Origin of the sequence: Streptomyces venezuelae, from assembly GCF_008642275.1 — a bacterium.
In the GTDB taxonomy this organism is placed as follows: Bacteria; Actinomycetota; Actinomycetes; order Streptomycetales; family Streptomycetaceae; genus Streptomyces; species Streptomyces venezuelae_E.
This window is the reverse complement of sequence record NZ_CP029189.1, coordinates 4,252,501-4,266,682: the sequence shown is the minus strand read 5'-3', so window position 1 is coordinate 4,266,682 and position 14,182 is coordinate 4,252,501. Positions and strand designations below refer to the sequence as shown.

Annotated in this window: 12 protein-coding genes and 2 rRNA genes (1 of these 14 cut by a window edge); 3 read left to right on the top strand and 11 right to left on the bottom strand. The window is 68.0% G+C overall.

From position 1 onward, the window contains the following. Positions 1 to 227: 227 nt before the first annotated feature. Complete coding sequence (locus DEJ51_RS18900) at positions 228 to 506, bottom strand: glutaredoxin family protein (protein ID WP_190620481.1); 279 nt, start codon at positions 504 to 506, stop codon at positions 228 to 230. A 107-nt stretch (positions 507 to 613) separates the two neighbouring features. On the opposite strand from DEJ51_RS18900, the gene DEJ51_RS18895 reads away from it, so the two are divergent. The 3 genes from DEJ51_RS18895 to DEJ51_RS18885 all read left to right on the top strand — a co-directional run bounded on the left by DEJ51_RS18895 (position 614) and on the right by DEJ51_RS18885 (position 4,194). Beyond that, positions 614 to 1,588, top strand: coding sequence for an HAD family hydrolase (locus DEJ51_RS18895; RefSeq protein WP_150258650.1), 975 nt, complete (start codon positions 614 to 616; stop codon positions 1,586 to 1,588). 360 nt (positions 1,589 to 1,948) lie between these two features. Further along, positions 1,949 to 2,761, top strand: coding sequence for an ECF subfamily RNA polymerase sigma factor, BldN family (locus DEJ51_RS18890; protein ID WP_150258649.1), 813 nt, complete (start codon positions 1,949 to 1,951; stop codon positions 2,759 to 2,761). A gap of 224 nt (positions 2,762 to 2,985) precedes the next feature. Continuing rightward, a complete protein-coding gene (locus DEJ51_RS18885) occupies positions 2,986 to 4,194 on the top strand; it encodes a DUF5667 domain-containing protein (RefSeq protein ID WP_150258648.1) in 1,209 nt (402 codons plus the stop codon). A 105-nt stretch (positions 4,195 to 4,299) separates the two neighbouring features. Here the strand turns inward: DEJ51_RS18885 and DEJ51_RS18880 are convergent, their stop codons facing one another. The 10 genes from DEJ51_RS18880 to DEJ51_RS18835 all read right to left on the bottom strand — a co-directional run. Beyond that, the gene (locus tag DEJ51_RS18880; protein WP_150258647.1) at positions 4,300 to 5,289 is read right to left on the bottom strand and encodes a lysophospholipid acyltransferase family protein; all 990 of its coding nucleotides are present in this window, start codon (positions 5,287 to 5,289) and stop codon (positions 4,300 to 4,302) included. Continuing rightward, entirely contained in the window at positions 5,289 to 6,383 is a 1,095-nt protein-coding gene (locus DEJ51_RS18875) for an NAD-dependent epimerase/dehydratase family protein (protein ID WP_223835869.1), read from the bottom strand. Before DEJ51_RS18875 ends, DEJ51_RS18880 begins: the two co-directional genes overlap by 1 nt. Before the next feature lie 95 nt (positions 6,384 to 6,478). Further along, a complete protein-coding gene (locus tag DEJ51_RS18870) occupies positions 6,479 to 6,577 on the bottom strand; it encodes a 30S ribosomal protein bS22 (protein WP_003948845.1) in 99 nt (32 codons plus the stop codon). 142 nt (positions 6,578 to 6,719) lie between these two features. After that, the gene (locus tag DEJ51_RS18865; RefSeq protein ID WP_190620478.1) at positions 6,720 to 6,929 is read right to left on the bottom strand and encodes a helix-turn-helix domain-containing protein; all 210 of its coding nucleotides are present in this window, start codon (positions 6,927 to 6,929) and stop codon (positions 6,720 to 6,722) included. Positions 6,930 to 7,043: 114 nt separating this feature from the next. Continuing rightward, the gene (locus DEJ51_RS18860) at positions 7,044 to 7,874 is read right to left on the bottom strand and encodes a phosphatase (protein WP_150258645.1); all 831 of its coding nucleotides are present in this window, start codon (positions 7,872 to 7,874) and stop codon (positions 7,044 to 7,046) included. A gap of 95 nt (positions 7,875 to 7,969) precedes the next feature. Further along, positions 7,970 to 9,118 (bottom strand): acetoin utilization protein AcuC, encoded by a 1,149-nt coding sequence (locus tag DEJ51_RS18855; protein WP_190620946.1) that lies wholly within the window; start codon positions 9,116 to 9,118, stop codon positions 7,970 to 7,972. After that, positions 9,090 to 10,325, bottom strand: a complete 1,236-nt coding sequence (locus tag DEJ51_RS18850; RefSeq protein ID WP_150258643.1) for an MFS transporter — start codon at positions 10,323 to 10,325, stop codon at positions 9,090 to 9,092. The genes DEJ51_RS18855 and DEJ51_RS18850 overlap by 29 nt, the downstream gene beginning before the upstream one ends. Positions 10,326 to 10,368: 43 nt before the next feature. Then, entirely contained in the window at positions 10,369 to 11,034 is a 666-nt protein-coding gene (locus tag DEJ51_RS18845) for an HAD family hydrolase (protein WP_150258642.1), read from the bottom strand. A gap of 222 nt (positions 11,035 to 11,256) precedes the next feature. Next, a 5S ribosomal RNA gene (gene rrf / locus DEJ51_RS18840) occupies positions 11,257 to 11,373 on the bottom strand. 78 nt (positions 11,374 to 11,451) lie between these two features. Beyond that, positions 11,452 to 14,182: ribosomal RNA gene (locus DEJ51_RS18835) — 23S ribosomal RNA — on the bottom strand; it runs 392 nt beyond the window's last position.

Sequence of the window (14,182 nt, the reverse complement as noted above, 5' to 3'; positions counted from 1 at the left end):
GGACCGCCCCGTCGACAGCAGGCTATGCCTTTGTGAACGCGTGCACAAAGATTGTGTCCGCTTTGTCCGTCCAAAGTGACCGGGGTCACGCGACGTCGGCACGTAAAGCCGGAACCATCACCACGTCGAACCCGTTCAAAACCCAAAGGGGGCAAAACCGTGCACACTCCTCACAGATACGCCCCCGAGACCCCATAAATCGCCCATGATGGTAACCGGGAGAAGGGTCAGGCCCCCAACGCCCGCCGGAGCCGGTCGGGGTTCACCCTCCAGAAGGTGTGCTGCTCGCCGTCCACGAGCACGACCGGAATCTGCTCCCAGTGCAGCCGGTACAGCTCCTCGTCCTGCGAGATGTCCTTCTTCTCCCACCTTGCACCCGTCTCGGCGCACACCGCGGCGACCACCTCCTCCGCCTCGTCGCACAGGTGGCACCCCGGCTTCCCGATGAGCGTCACCGTCCGCTCGGCGGGCTGCTTCTTTTCCTTACGGCGCAACAAAGGGCTCATGCCACCCATTCTCGCGCGCCCTCACGTAACAGCAGCGCCCCGAAGAGTTCACGCCTCCGCATCCCATCGGTTCGGGAACTCCCGAACACAGTGGCTATGCTCGCGTCATGGCCGCTCCCGGATGGCTCCCCCCTCGTCGGCGCTCCGCCACCGCACGCAGCGTGCTGGCGGGCGAGGCCTCGGCCGAGGCCGCCCGCAAGACCGCTCTGGCCGGGGCCACACCGCTCACCGAACCAGAAACGGAACCGCAGGCCCGCACCGAAGAGGGCCCGGAGCCGACCCCGGAAGAGCCCGTCTTCCCGGTCGCCGGCGACGATCTCGCCGCCGCCTTCTTCGACCTCGACAACACCGTCATGCAGGGCGCCGCGATCTTCCACTTCGGCCGCGGCCTCTACAAGCGCGAGTTCTTCCGGCGCCGCGAGCTCGCCCGCTTCGCGTGGCAGCAGGCCTGGTTCCGGCTCGCCGGGGTCGAGGACCCCGAGCACATGCAGGACGCCCGCGACAGCGCCCTGTCCATCGTCAAGGGCCACAAGGTCTCCGAGCTGATGTCGATCGGCGAGGAGATCTACGACGAGTACATGGCCGAGCGGATCTGGCCGGGCACCCGGGCCCTGGCCCAGGCCCACCTCGACGCCGGCCAGAAGGTGTGGCTGGTCACGGCCGCCCCCGTGGAGACGGCCACGATCATCGCCCGCCGCCTCGGCCTGACCGGAGCCCTGGGCACCGTCGCCGAGTCCGTCGACGGGATCTACACCGGCCGCCTCGTCGGCGAACCCCTGCACGGCCCCGCCAAGGCGGAGGCCGTCCGCGCCCTGGCCGCCGCCGAGGGGCTGGACCTCGAACGCTGCGCCGCGTACAGCGATTCGCACAACGACATCCCGATGCTGTCCCTGGTCGGACACCCGTACGCGATCAATCCCGACACAAAACTGCGCAAGCATGCCCGCACCAACGACTGGCGGCTGCGCGACTATCGGACCGGCCGCAAGGCCGTGAAGGTCGGCGTCCCGGCGGCCGCCGGCGTCGGCGCGATCGCCGGCGGCGCGGCCGCGGCCATCGCCCTGCACCGCCGCCGCAAGTAACAACACCAGGCCCGGGGCCCGCAAGCCCCGGGCCCGCCCGCACCACGGCCCGGGCCACGGCATTCGCGCACCCCTACCCGCGCCCCCGGCGCGGCACTCCGGCATGCCCGACTCGGTCGCGGGACCCCTTGGAAGCGTCCATTCCGCGCATCCAAGCGATCAAGAATCGATCACCAACTGCGACTGAATATGCCCTCGACACGCAACAGAAGTGTCGGAACCGGTGATTTGAGCAACTGGGTGTAGCGCTGCCTGTACGAAGCGTTATTCTCCTCAGACGCATGCCACCGGTCATCTGTCGCCACGACGGGTGAACGGTTCCGCACTGCACGTGATGGAAGCTCTGCCTCTGGGAGTCCCGTGTACCCACCTGTCGGGGTTGACGCCTCGGGCCTGGCTCAGCTGCGCGCAACGGTCCTCGACCACCTGCGCGGCTTCGTCCCCACCGCGTACGCCGCCCCCGCCTTCGCCGCCGCGGTCCCTGCCGGCCTCGGCCCGGCCGGCCCTTGCTATGCCCTGACCGACGGGGGCGCGACGGTGGGCAGACGAGGTCGCGCCGCCGGCGGCTCGAACGCCTCCGGCACCGGCACCCAGACCACCCACCGCCGCCCCACGGCGGACAGCGACCAGGCACGCATGATGGACCTGGTCGAACGCGCCCAGGCGGGCGAGGCCGAGGCCTTCGGCCGCCTGTACGACCAGTACAGCGACACGGTCTACCGGTACATCTACTACCGCGTCGGCGGCAAGGCGACCGCGGAGGACCTCACCAGCGAGACGTTCCTGCGCGCCCTGCGCCGGATCTCCACCTTCACCTGGCAGGGCCGCGACTTCGGCGCCTGGCTGGTGACGATCGCCCGCAACCTGGTGGCGGACCACTTCAAGTCCAGCCGATTCCGGCTGGAGGTCACCACCGGCGAGATGCTCGACGCGAACGAGGTCGAGCGCAGCCCGGAGGACTCCGTCCTGGAGTCCCTCTCCAACGCGGCCCTGCTGGAGGCCGTACGCAAACTCAATCCGCAGCAGCAGGAGTGCGTGACCCTGCGCTTCCTGCAGGGCCTCTCGGTCGCCGAGACGGCCCGGGTGATGGGGAAGAACGAGGGCGCCATCAAGACGCTCCAGTACCGGGCGGTGCGCACCCTGGCCCGCCTCCTCCCCGAAGACGCCCGCTGACCCCTCCTACACAACCTCACATTCGGTGACCCCTCGATGACGCTGTGGTCAGATCATCCTTCGTCCGTAACCCAAGTGCCGCGACGCTCGTTGTGCGGAATGCAGGCTCCCTGTGGACACGCTTTGCCCGAAGCCGCTCACCCGAAAGTGTGGATGTGCTCAAGGAAGGCAACCTTCCGGACACCTTGGGGAGTCGATCGTCATGACGAGAGGAGGTGCCGCCAGTGATCGCGAACGTGACCCCGCACCGGCGGGCGAACGCCTTCGCCCAGGCCCTGGAGGATCGGGACCCGTCCGACCTTCCAGATCCGGACTCGGCGGCCGAGCAGTCCGAGGCACCTGCCGAACCTGCCGACCACGACCGGCTGTTGGCCCTGGCGAGCGTGCTCGGCGAAAGAATGCCGCGCCCGGTGCTGGACCCCGAGGTCAAAGTGGTGCAACGAGCCCAGCTCATTGCCGCCATGGAGGCCATGGTGCTGGAGGAGAGGGCCGGGGGCGGTGCCGCCTCGGACCCTCAGGTGCCCGAACAGCGGACCGGCCGCGGCGCCCACCGGGCGACCTCGCTCCGGAAATTGCGGCCCCGCTCCCGCTGGTCCAAGGGCATCGCAGCGGGCGGCCTCACCGTGGGTGTGGCCGCAGGGGCCTTCAGCGGAGTGGCCGCTGCCAGTTCCGACGCCCTGCCCGGTGACCACCTCTACCCCGTGAAGCGGGGCATGGAGGACCTGAAGCTGGGAATGGCCGACGACGACTCGGACCGGGGCGAGCTCTATCTCGACCAGGCCTCGAACCGTCTGTCGGAAGCCCGTCGGCTGATGGAGCGGGGCCGGCTCGGCGACCTGGACCACGAGTCCCTGGGCGCGATCCGCCGGGCCCTGGCGGGCGTGAAGCACGACGCGGAGGCAGGCCACCGCCTCCTCCAGGCCGCGTACGAACGGGACGGCTCGCTCGGCCCGATCCAGAAGCTGTCGTCGTTCTCACGCTCCCACCGCGACGCGTGGGGCAAGCTCCGCGAGAAGCTCCCGGCGCAGCTCACGGACGTGGGCGGTGAAGTGGAGTCGGTCTTCCAGGCCATAGACGAAGACGTGGCGCCGCTGCAGAGCCTGCTCCCCAAGGCACCGGAGCAGTCGCGCGGCACCGGAGGCACCCCCGGCTCGTCCGCCAGGCCGGGCGGCACCCCGAGCGGCGCCCACCCGTCCGCCCCGGCCGCCGGCACGCCGTCCGCCAGCCCCGCGGCGCCGTCCCCCTCGGGCAGCTCCCGGCCCCCCGCCGGCGGTCTCCTCGGTGGTACGGGCGACCTGCTCAACCCGCCCGCGGGACAGTCGCCGCCGCCGCCCTCGGGCACGCCGGAGAACCCGAAGCCGGACATCACCATCCCGCCCCTGCTCCCGGGACTCCTCCCGGGTCTGGGTCTGGGTGCGGAGGACGCCGAGTAACGGGAAAGGGCGGGGCTGCCGAAGCAGCCCCGCCCTTTCCCGTGCAGCCTCGCCTGCGTCTGAGGCGCGGGGTTCCGGGGGCGCATAGCCGCCGGCACCCCACGCTCAGAAGAACACGGACCGCCGCTGCACGAGCAGCTTGTACAACGTGTGCTGGATCTGCTCTCGCACCTGGTCCGTCAGATTGAACATCAGCATCGGATCCTCCGCCGCCTCCGCGGCGTACCCGTCCGTCGGGATCGGCTCCCCGAACTGGATCGTCCACTTCGTCGGCAACGGCACCGCGCCCAGCGGCCCCAGCCACGGGAACGTGGGCGTGATCGGGAAGTACGGGACCCCCAGCAGCCTGGCCAGCGTCTTCGCGTTGCCGACCATCGGGTAGATCTCCTCCGCCCCCACGATCGAACACGGCACGATCGGCGTCCCCGCCCGCAGCGCCGTCGACACGAAGCCGCCGCGGCCGAACCGCTGCAGCTTGTACCGGTCCCCGAACGGCTTCCCTATCCCCTTGAAGCCCTCCGGCATCACGCCGACCAGCTCCCCGGCCTCCAGCAGCCGCTGCGCGTCCTCCGCGCACGCCAGCGTGTGCCCCGCCTTGCGGGCCAGCTCGTTGACCACCGGCAGCTGGAACACCAGATCCGCCGCCAGCAGCCGCAGGTGCCGCTCCGCCGGGTGACGGTCGTGCACGGCGACCTGGAGCATCAGCCCGTCGAGCGGCAGCGTCCCGGAGTGGTTCGCCACGATCAGCGCGCCGCCCTCCGCCGGGACGTTCTCGATGCCCTTGACCTCGACGCGGAAGTACTTGTCGTACAGCGGCCGCATCAGGGACATCAGGACCTGGTCCGTCAGTTCCTTGTCGTACCCGAAGTCGTCGACCTCGTAGTCCCCGGTGACCCTCCGCCGCAGGAACGCCAGCCCGCCGGCGATCCGCCGGTCCCAGCCGCCGGGCGCCGCGGCGGGCGCCGGCCCGGAGGCCGCCGGCACGGCAGCCGAAGGCTCCTCCACCGGCTCGGCAGCGGGCACCGGCCGCACACGGCGGGGGATCCGCCGCCGTGGCCGGTCCTCGTCGAAGGGAATGACCTTGGCGTCCGCCACTATCGCTTCGCTCCTTCAGCCGCGTAGGCGTCGTCCTTGAGCCCGTCGAGCCCGTCGGGCCCGTCTGCGTCCAGCATGGCCGCCACCCGGTCCACGGCCCGTCCGACCCGCTCCGGCGGCAGCAGCCCGCTCCCCCGGCTCCGCGCGAAGTCCGCGAAGGTCTCGGCGGTCGTGTAGAGCGGCTCGAAGCCGAGCACTTCACGCATCTGCGTGGTCTCCACGACCCGGCCGTGCGTGAGCAGCCTCATCTGCTCCGGCGAGAAGTCACTGGCTCCCACCGCCCGCAGCGCGGCGCCCACCCAGTTCAGCGCGGGCAGCAGCAGCGGCAGCGTGGGCCGCCCGAGCCTGCGCGAACACTGCGACAGCAGCAGCACGCCGTCGCCCGCGATGTTGAACGTCCCGCTGTTCAGGGTCCCGCGCCGGGGCTCCCGCGCCGCCAGCCGCAGTACTTCGAGGACGTCGTCCTCGTGGACGAACTGCAGCCGCGGGTCGTACCCCAGCACGGTCGGCATCACCGGGATCGAGAAGTACTCGGCGAGCGCCGAGTCCGCGAAGGGCCCCAGGATGTTCGCGAACCGCAGGACGCACACCGCGACGTCCGGCCGTCTGCGCGCGAAGCCCCGTACATAGCCCTCGACCTCGGCGGCGTCCTTCGCGAAGCCGCCCGCCGGGAGGGATTTCGGTTCCGTGGTCTCGGTGAAGACGGCCGGGTCCCGGGGGGTGCCCCCGTAGACGCTGGTACTGGACTTCACCACGAGCCGTCGTACCGTCGGCGACTTCTGGCAGGCTCCGAGGAGCTGCATGGTGCCGATGACGTTCGTTTCCTTGACGGTGCTGTGCGCACCGCCCGTTCCCGCACTGCCTCCGGTGACCGCGAGATGGACCACCGTGTCCACGGCGTGCTCGGCCAGCACTCTGGCGATCGCCGACTGTCTGATGTCCGTACGGACGAACTCCGCCGATCCGAGCCGGTGCGGCGGTGTCACCGCGTCCACCGCGATCACCCGCTCGACGTCCGGGTCACGCTGGATCCGGCGCACGAAGCGGCCGCCCAACTGCCGGGCAGCCCCGGTGACGAGTACGACCTTCCCCACGAGCTCAGCGCCTCCCTCGAAGAAGTCCCCCGGCTGCACCGCAGCCCCTCCACCAGGATGGTGGAGGGGCTGCGGAGAACACGTACAGCTGCCGTTTACTTCTTGTTACGGCGCTGGACGCGGGTGCGCTTGAGCAGCTTGCGGTGCTTCTTCTTAGCCATCCGCTTGCGCCGCTTCTTGATAACAGAGCCCACGACTACCCTCGCTCACTTCTCTTCACTGGTGCGGGGCGTCTGGGCCCACACGACCTACGTCGGCCTAGCCTACCCGCCCGAGCTCTGAGCTTGTAATCCGAGCGCTTCCGCGTCGTAGCCAGGGGTCTCCCGAGCCTCAGTCTCAGGCCGACTCCACCCCCACATAGGACTCTCGGAGGTACTCGTGGACCGCGTTCTCGGGGACCCGGAAGGACCGGCCCACCCGGATTGCGGGCAGATGACCGTTGTGCACCAGCCGGTACACGGTCATCTTCGACACTCGCATCACCGAGGCGACCTCCGCCACGGTCAGGAACTGAACCTCAATGAGAGGCCTCTCGCCAGCAGCCATGACACACCTTGACCTTCCGCGCATGACGGGCACCGGCTTCCCCTCCGGTTACTCCTCGTCGTCGCACGCTCACTCCCCAGAGTAGGGGCGCGTGATACGAGTGGGGAAGAGGAGCTACGGCCACTCCTGCCGCTCCGTCAGACACGCGCGGCCGAGCACGTACCGCGCGAGGGGTCGGTAGTAATCCGCTCGCACCGCGTCATCAAGTGGAACGGCCACCGAGACCCGCCCCTCGGCCTCGCCGACGAACAGCGCGGGATCATCCGTATCCGCCAACCCGATGGCCTCCACACCGAGCTGACCTGCACCGCAGACCCACCCATGGTCCCCCACCACCAGCTCCGGCAGCGGCCCGCCGGCCTCCGCGAGGGCCCCCAGCGCCACCCGAACCGGCAGCGGTGAATGGGTGTGCACGCCGGTCGCACTCCCGGGCACCCGCACGCCGGGTTCCCGCACCAGTGCGACCCCCCGTACGTATTCGATGCTGTACGTACGTACGCCGAACCGGGTCGCCATGTCGACACTCACCCCCTGCGCCGGGGTGAGGACAACACAGCCCGCCGCCGACAGCGCCTGCGCCAAACCGGCGTAGAAACCCAGGAGCCGATGCGGATGGCCCGTCCCGAACAGCACCGGCGACCGCGCCCGCGCCGCCTCGCACAACCGCCCCGCGAAGGCCTCCAGCGCGGCCACCGTCCGCTCCGGATCGATCACGTCCGGCCCGCTGACGTGCGCCGGGTCCGCCGAGACCCCGCACTTGTCCGCCATCAGCCTCAGCAGATCACCCTCGCCCCACGCCCGCTCCGGATCCAGCCCCAGCATCACCCGCGGGTCCCGCGCCGCGAACAGCCGGTAACTGCGCAGGCTCTCCTCCCGGGAGGTGGCTACGGGCCCGGCCAACCGGGCGGCCAGCAGATGCGCACGCAGCGCGCCGGTGCTCAACACCCTCCGATGCTGCCCCAACCCATCTGGCGGGTCATCAATTCCGGCGAACAGCCCCACAGTTGGCGTAACGATGCGGCAGTGTGCCGCCCGGCCGGTCAGGTCAGCATGCCGCGCAGCGGGAACACCGCCCGGCGCGTGGCCAGAACGGCCTGATCCGTGCGGTCCGCCGGGTCGTAGCCCGCGTCCCAGTCCGGCCACGACGGAGTCCGCCCGTCCGTCATCCGGGCCGGCGCCAACTGCCGCGTCCGCGCGTACACCTCGTCCCGCCACGAGGCGGGCACCGCCGTCTCGGGATCCACCGGCCGGTGTGCGGCGATCCCCACCAGATGCGTCCACGACCGCGGGACGACGTCCACCACCGCGTACCCGCCCCCGCCCAGCGCCAGCCACCGCCCGCCCGCGTGCTCGTGCGCAAGCCGGTGACAGGCCTCCTGGACGGCCCGCTGGGCGTCCAGCGAGACCGCCAGGTGCGCCAGCGGGTCCTCGAAGTGCGTGTCGGCCCCGTGCTGGGTCACCAGCACCTGCGGCCGGAAGTCCGCCAGCAGCTCCGGCACGACCGCGTGGAAGGCCCGCAGCCAGCCCGCGTCCCCGGTCCCGGCCGGCAGTGCGATGTTCACGGCCGACCCCTCCGCCGCCGGACCGCCGGTCTCCTCGGGCCAGCCGGTCTGCGGGAACAGCGTCCGCGGATGCTCGTGCATCGAGATGGTCAGCACCCGCGGGTCGTCCCAGAAGGCCGCCTGCACGCCGTCCCCGTGGTGCACGTCCACGTCCACGTACGCGACCCGCTCGGCCCCCAGTTCCAGCAGCCGCGCGATGGCCAGCGAGGCGTCGTTGTACACGCAGAAGCCCGCCGCTCCGCCCGGCATCGCGTGGTGCAGCCCGCCTGCGAAGTTCACCGCGTGCTCCGCCTCACCGTGCCAGAGCGCCTCCGCACCCGCCACGGACTGCCCGGCGATCAGCGCGGACGCCTCGTGCATCCCGGGGAAGGCCGGATCGTCCAGGGTCCCCAGGCCGTACGAACCGTCGGCGGCCCCGGGGTCGGCGGACACCTCGCGCACCGCGGCGACGTAGTCCTCCCGGTGGACCAGCCGCAGCGTCGAGTCCCCGGCCGCCGGGGCCGCCCGTACCTCCATCGCCCGGTCCAGCCCGAAGGCCCGCACCAGGCCCATGGTCAGCGCCAGGCGCACCGGGTCCATCGGATGGCTCGGTCCGAAGTCATACCCCGTTACCGCCTCGTCCCACATCAACAGCCCGGTCACCGGCTCGCCGCTCATGCCGGACACCGTATCGGGCGCCCTCGGAACCGAACGAGCGGGCTTGGAGGAGCGTCACCAGGACCAGCGCCATCGGCACCAGCATCGCGCCCCGGTAGCTCCAGGCGTCACCGACCGCCCCGACGAGCGGAGACCCGATCAGGAAGCCGACGTAGTTGAAGATGTTGAGGCGCGCGACGGCCGTGTCGGACGCCCCCGGGAACAGCCGTCCCGCGGCGGCGAAGGTCTGCGGCACGATCACGCACAGCCCGATCCCCAGCAGCGTGAAGCCGAGCATGCCCGCCCAGGCCCCCTGCGCCGCCGCCACGACGGCGAACCCGGCGGCCGCCACCAGCGTCCCGGCCCGCACCACGGCCGCCGCCCCGAAGCGCCGCACGCCCAGGTCCCCGACGGCCCGCCCGACGAGGGTGGTCACCATGTACACGTTGTAGGGGACGGTCGCCATCTGCTCCGAGCTCCCGAGCACGTCCTGGAGGTACTTGGCACTCCAGTTCGCCACCGTGGAGTCCCCGATGTACGCGCACGCCATCACCAGGCACAGCGGCAGCAGCAGCTTGAACCCGCCGGCCCCGAGCCCCTTCCCGCCGGTCTCCCCCTCGCCCGCCGTCCCGGGCGCACCGTCGACGTAGCTCCGGCTCCCCAGCAGCGCCAGCGGCAACAGCACGGCCACGGCCGGCAGATAGCCGGCGAAGAGGTCGAGCTCCCAGTGCGCCCCCGCCCACGCGGCCGAGGCCCCCAGGATCCCACCGAGGCTGTAGGCGGCGTGGAAGCCGAGCATGATGCTCCGCCCGTACGCCCGCTGCAGGCTGACGCCGAGCATGTTCATCGAGGCGTCCAGCGCACCCACCGACAGCCCGAACGCCCCCAGCGCCGCCGCCACGTGCCACATCTGGCCGCCGGCTCCGACGCCCAGCAGGGACAGCAGCACCAACGGCTGCGCCCACCGCAGTACGACGCTGGGCGCGACCCGCTTCACCAGGTGCTCGGTGGCCACGCTCGACGCCCCCGCCAGGACCGGCACGGCCGCGAGGAACGCGGGCAGCAGGCCGTCGGATATCCCGTACCGGTCCTGGATGGCCGGGATCCGTGTCACGAGCAGCGCGAAGGCGACGCCTTGCACGAAGAAGCTGAACCCCAAAGCGCCGCGGCCGCGCCGCAGCCGCACATCATCCGTCATGGCGGGTCAGCGTAGGGCCACGGGCTACCCGTGGGTAGAGAGATCACATACCCAGTCCGGCCTCCAGCCCGAGCAGGCCGGTGAGCTGCTTCATGTCACCGAAGTGCCCGGTGGCCCCGGGGAGCCGGTCGGCGGGGAGCATCGCCGTGAACGCGTAGACGTCCATGCCCGCGGCGACGGCGGCCTGGACACCGAGCGGACTGTCCTCGATGACCACGCAGCGGGCGGGCTCCACACCCATCTGCCGCGCCGCGTGCAGGTACAGGTCGGGAGCGGGCTTCCCCTGGCCCACGTCCTGCGCGCTGAAGATCCACTCCTCCTCGAACCACCCGTCGAGCCCGGCCACCCGATGTCCGACCCGGATCCGGTCGTGACTGCCGGAAGAGGCCAGGCAGTACGCGACCCCTTGCGCGGTCAGCGCTCCCAGCACCTCCTCCACACCGGGGACGGGCTTCAGCTCCTGCTCGAACGCGGCGACGGTCCGCGCGTGCAGGGTCTCGTCGAAGTCGGCCGGCAGCTGCTGCCCGGTCCGCTCGGCGACGAGGTCGTGCACCCGGTGCACGGCGGATCCCATGTAGTCGCGGACCGACTCCTCGTAGGTGGTCGGGTGCCCCAGCTCGGTCAGGTACCCGGCGAGGGTGCTGTTGGCGAGCGGCTCGCTGTCCACCAGCACGCCGTCGTTGTCGAAGATGACGAGGTCGTAGCCCATACCCCCACAGTACGAACTAAAGGGACGCAGGGCCCGTCTCGCCGGGCCGCCGATGACGCGTCACCGGACTGCTGCGGCCATTCGGACGACAGACCGAACGGCAGCCGGGCGACGACCGACAGCCGGACGTACGGCCGGCTCCGAGCCTTGTCCGGCGGGTGAACGCAGAAAAGCCCCGCACCGAACCCCGAAGGGTTTGGTGCGGGGCTTCCCACAATGATTGTTCGGCGGCGTCCTACTCTCCCACAGGGTCCCCCCTGCAGTACCATCGGCGCTGAAAGGCTTAGCTTCCGGGTTCGGAATGTAACCGGGCGTTTCCCTAACGCTATGACCACCGAAACACTATGAAATTTGAACGCTGGTGTGTAATCACAGCCGTTCGTTATTTCAGAACTAACACAGTGGACGCGAGCAACTGAGGACAAGCCCTCGGCCTATTAGTACCAGTCAGCTTCACCCGTTACCGGGCTTCCACATCTGGCCTATCAACCCAGTCGTCTACTGGGAGCCTTACCCTCTCAAGGAGGTGGGAATACTCATCTTGAAGCAGGCTTCCCGCTTAGATGCTTTCAGCGGTTATCCCTCCCGAACGTAGCCAACCAGCCGTGCCCTTGGCAGGACAACTGGCACACCAGAGGTTCGTCCGTCCCGGTCCTCTCGTACTAGGGACAGCCCTTCTCAATATTCCTACGCGCACAGCGGATAGGGACCGAACTGTCTCACGACGTTCTAAACCCAGCTCGCGTACCGCTTTAATGGGCGAACAGCCCAACCCTTGGGACCGACTCCAGCCCCAGGATGCGACGAGCCGACATCGAGGTGCCAAACCATCCCGTCGATATGGACTCTTGGGGAAGATCAGCCTGTTATCCCCGGGGTACCTTTTATCCGTTGAGCGACGGCGCTTCCACAAGCCACCGCCGGATCACTAGTCCCGACTTTCGTCCCTGCTCGACCCGTCGGTCTCACAGTCAAGCTCCCTTGTGCACTTACACTCAACACCTGATTGCCAACCAGGCTGAGGGAACCTTTGGGCGCCTCCGTTACCCTTTGGGAGGCAACCGCCCCAGTTAAACTACCCATCAGACACTGTCCCTGATCCGGATCACGGACCGAGGTTAGACATCCAGCACGACCAGAGTGGTATTTCAACGGCGACTCCACAACCACTGGCGTGGCTGCTTCAAAGTCTCCCACCTATCCTACACAAGCCGAACCGAACACCAATATCAAACTGTAGTAAAGGTCCCGGGGTCTTTCCGTCCTGCTGCGCGAAACGAGCATCTTTACTCGTAGTGCAATTTCACCGGGCCTATGGTTGAGACAGTCGAGAAGTCGTTACGCCATTCGTGCAGGTCGGAACTTACCCGACAAGGAATTTCGCTACCTTAGGATGGTTATAGTTACCACCGCCGTTTACTGGCGCTTAAGTTCTCAGCTTCGCAACCCCGAAAGGTCACTAACCGGTCCCCTTAACGTTCCAGCACCGGGCAGGCGTCAGTCCGTATACATCGCCTTACGGCTTCGCACGGACCTGTGTTTTTAGTAAACAGTCGCTTCTCGCTGGTCTCTGCGGCCACCCCCAGCTCAGAGTGCAAGACTCATCACCAGGAATGGCCCCCCTTCTCCCGAAGTTACGGGGGCATTTTGCCGAGTTCCTTAACCATAGTTCACCCGAACGCCTCGGTATTCTCTACCTGACCACCTGAGTCGGTTTAGGGTACGGGCCGCCATGAAACTCGCTAGAGGCTTTTCTCGACAGCATAGGATCATCCACTTCACCACAATCGGCTCGGCATCAGGTCTCAGCCTTAATGAGGGACGGATTTGCCTACCCCTCGGCCTACACCCTTACCCCGGGACTACCACCGCCCGGGCTGGACTACCTTCCTGCGTCACCCCATCGCTTACCTACTACAAGTCTGGTTCGTCGGCTCCACCACTTTCCTTTCCCCGAAGGGTCCGGAACGGCTTCACGGACTTAGCATCGCCTGATTCGATATTGGGCGTTTCAAAGCGGGTACCGGAATATCAACCGGTTGTCCATCGACTACGCCTGTCGGCCTCGCCTTAGGTCCCGACTTACCCTGGGCAGATCAGCTTGACCCAGGAACCCTTAGTCAATCGGCGCACACGTTTCTCACGTGTGTATCGCTACTCATGCCTGCATTCTCACTCGTGAACCGTCCACAACTAGCTTCCGCTGCTGCTTCACCCGGCACACGACGCTCCCCTACCCATCACAGCCTCCGTTGGGAGTATTGCTGCAATGACACGACTTCGGCGGTACGCTTGAGCCCCGCTACATTGTCGGCGCGGAATCACTTGACCAGTGAGCTATTACGCACTCTTTCAAGGGTGGCTGCTTCTAAGCCAACCTCCTGGTTGTCTCTGCGACTCCACATCCTTTCCCACTTAGCGTACGCTTAGGGGCCTTAGTCGATGCTCTGGGCTGTTTCCCTCTCGACCATGGAGCTTATCCCCCACAGTCTCACTGCCGTGCTCTCACTTACCGGCATTCGGAGTTTGGCTAAGGTCAGTAACCCGGTAGGGCCCATCGCCTATCCAGTGCTCTACCTCCGGCAAGAAACACACGACGCTGCACCTAAATGCATTTCGGGGAGAACCAGCTATCACGGAGTTTGATTGGCCTTTCACCCCTAACCACAGGTCATCCCCCAGGTTTTCAACCCTGGTGGGTTCGGTCCTCCACGAAGTCTTACCTCCGCTTCAACCTGCCCATGGCTAGATCACTCCGCTTCGGGTCTAGAGCGTGCAACTCAATCGCCCTATTCGGACTCGCTTTCGCTACGGCTTCCCCACACGGGTTAACCTCGCTACACACCGCTAACTCGCAGGCTCATTCTTCAAAAGGCACGCAGTCACGACTGCATGTGCAAGCACATACAGCGACGCTCCCACGGCTTGTAGGCACACGGTTTCAGGTACTATTTCACTCCGCTCCCGCGGTACTTTTCACCATTCCCTCACGGTACTATCCGCTATCGGTCACCAGGGAATATTTAGGCTTAGCGGGTGGTCCCGCCAGATTCACACGGGATTTCTCGGGCCCCGTGCTACTTGGGAGATGAGCAAGCAAGCCGTACAGATTTCAGCTACGGGGGTCTTACCCTCTACGCCGGACCTT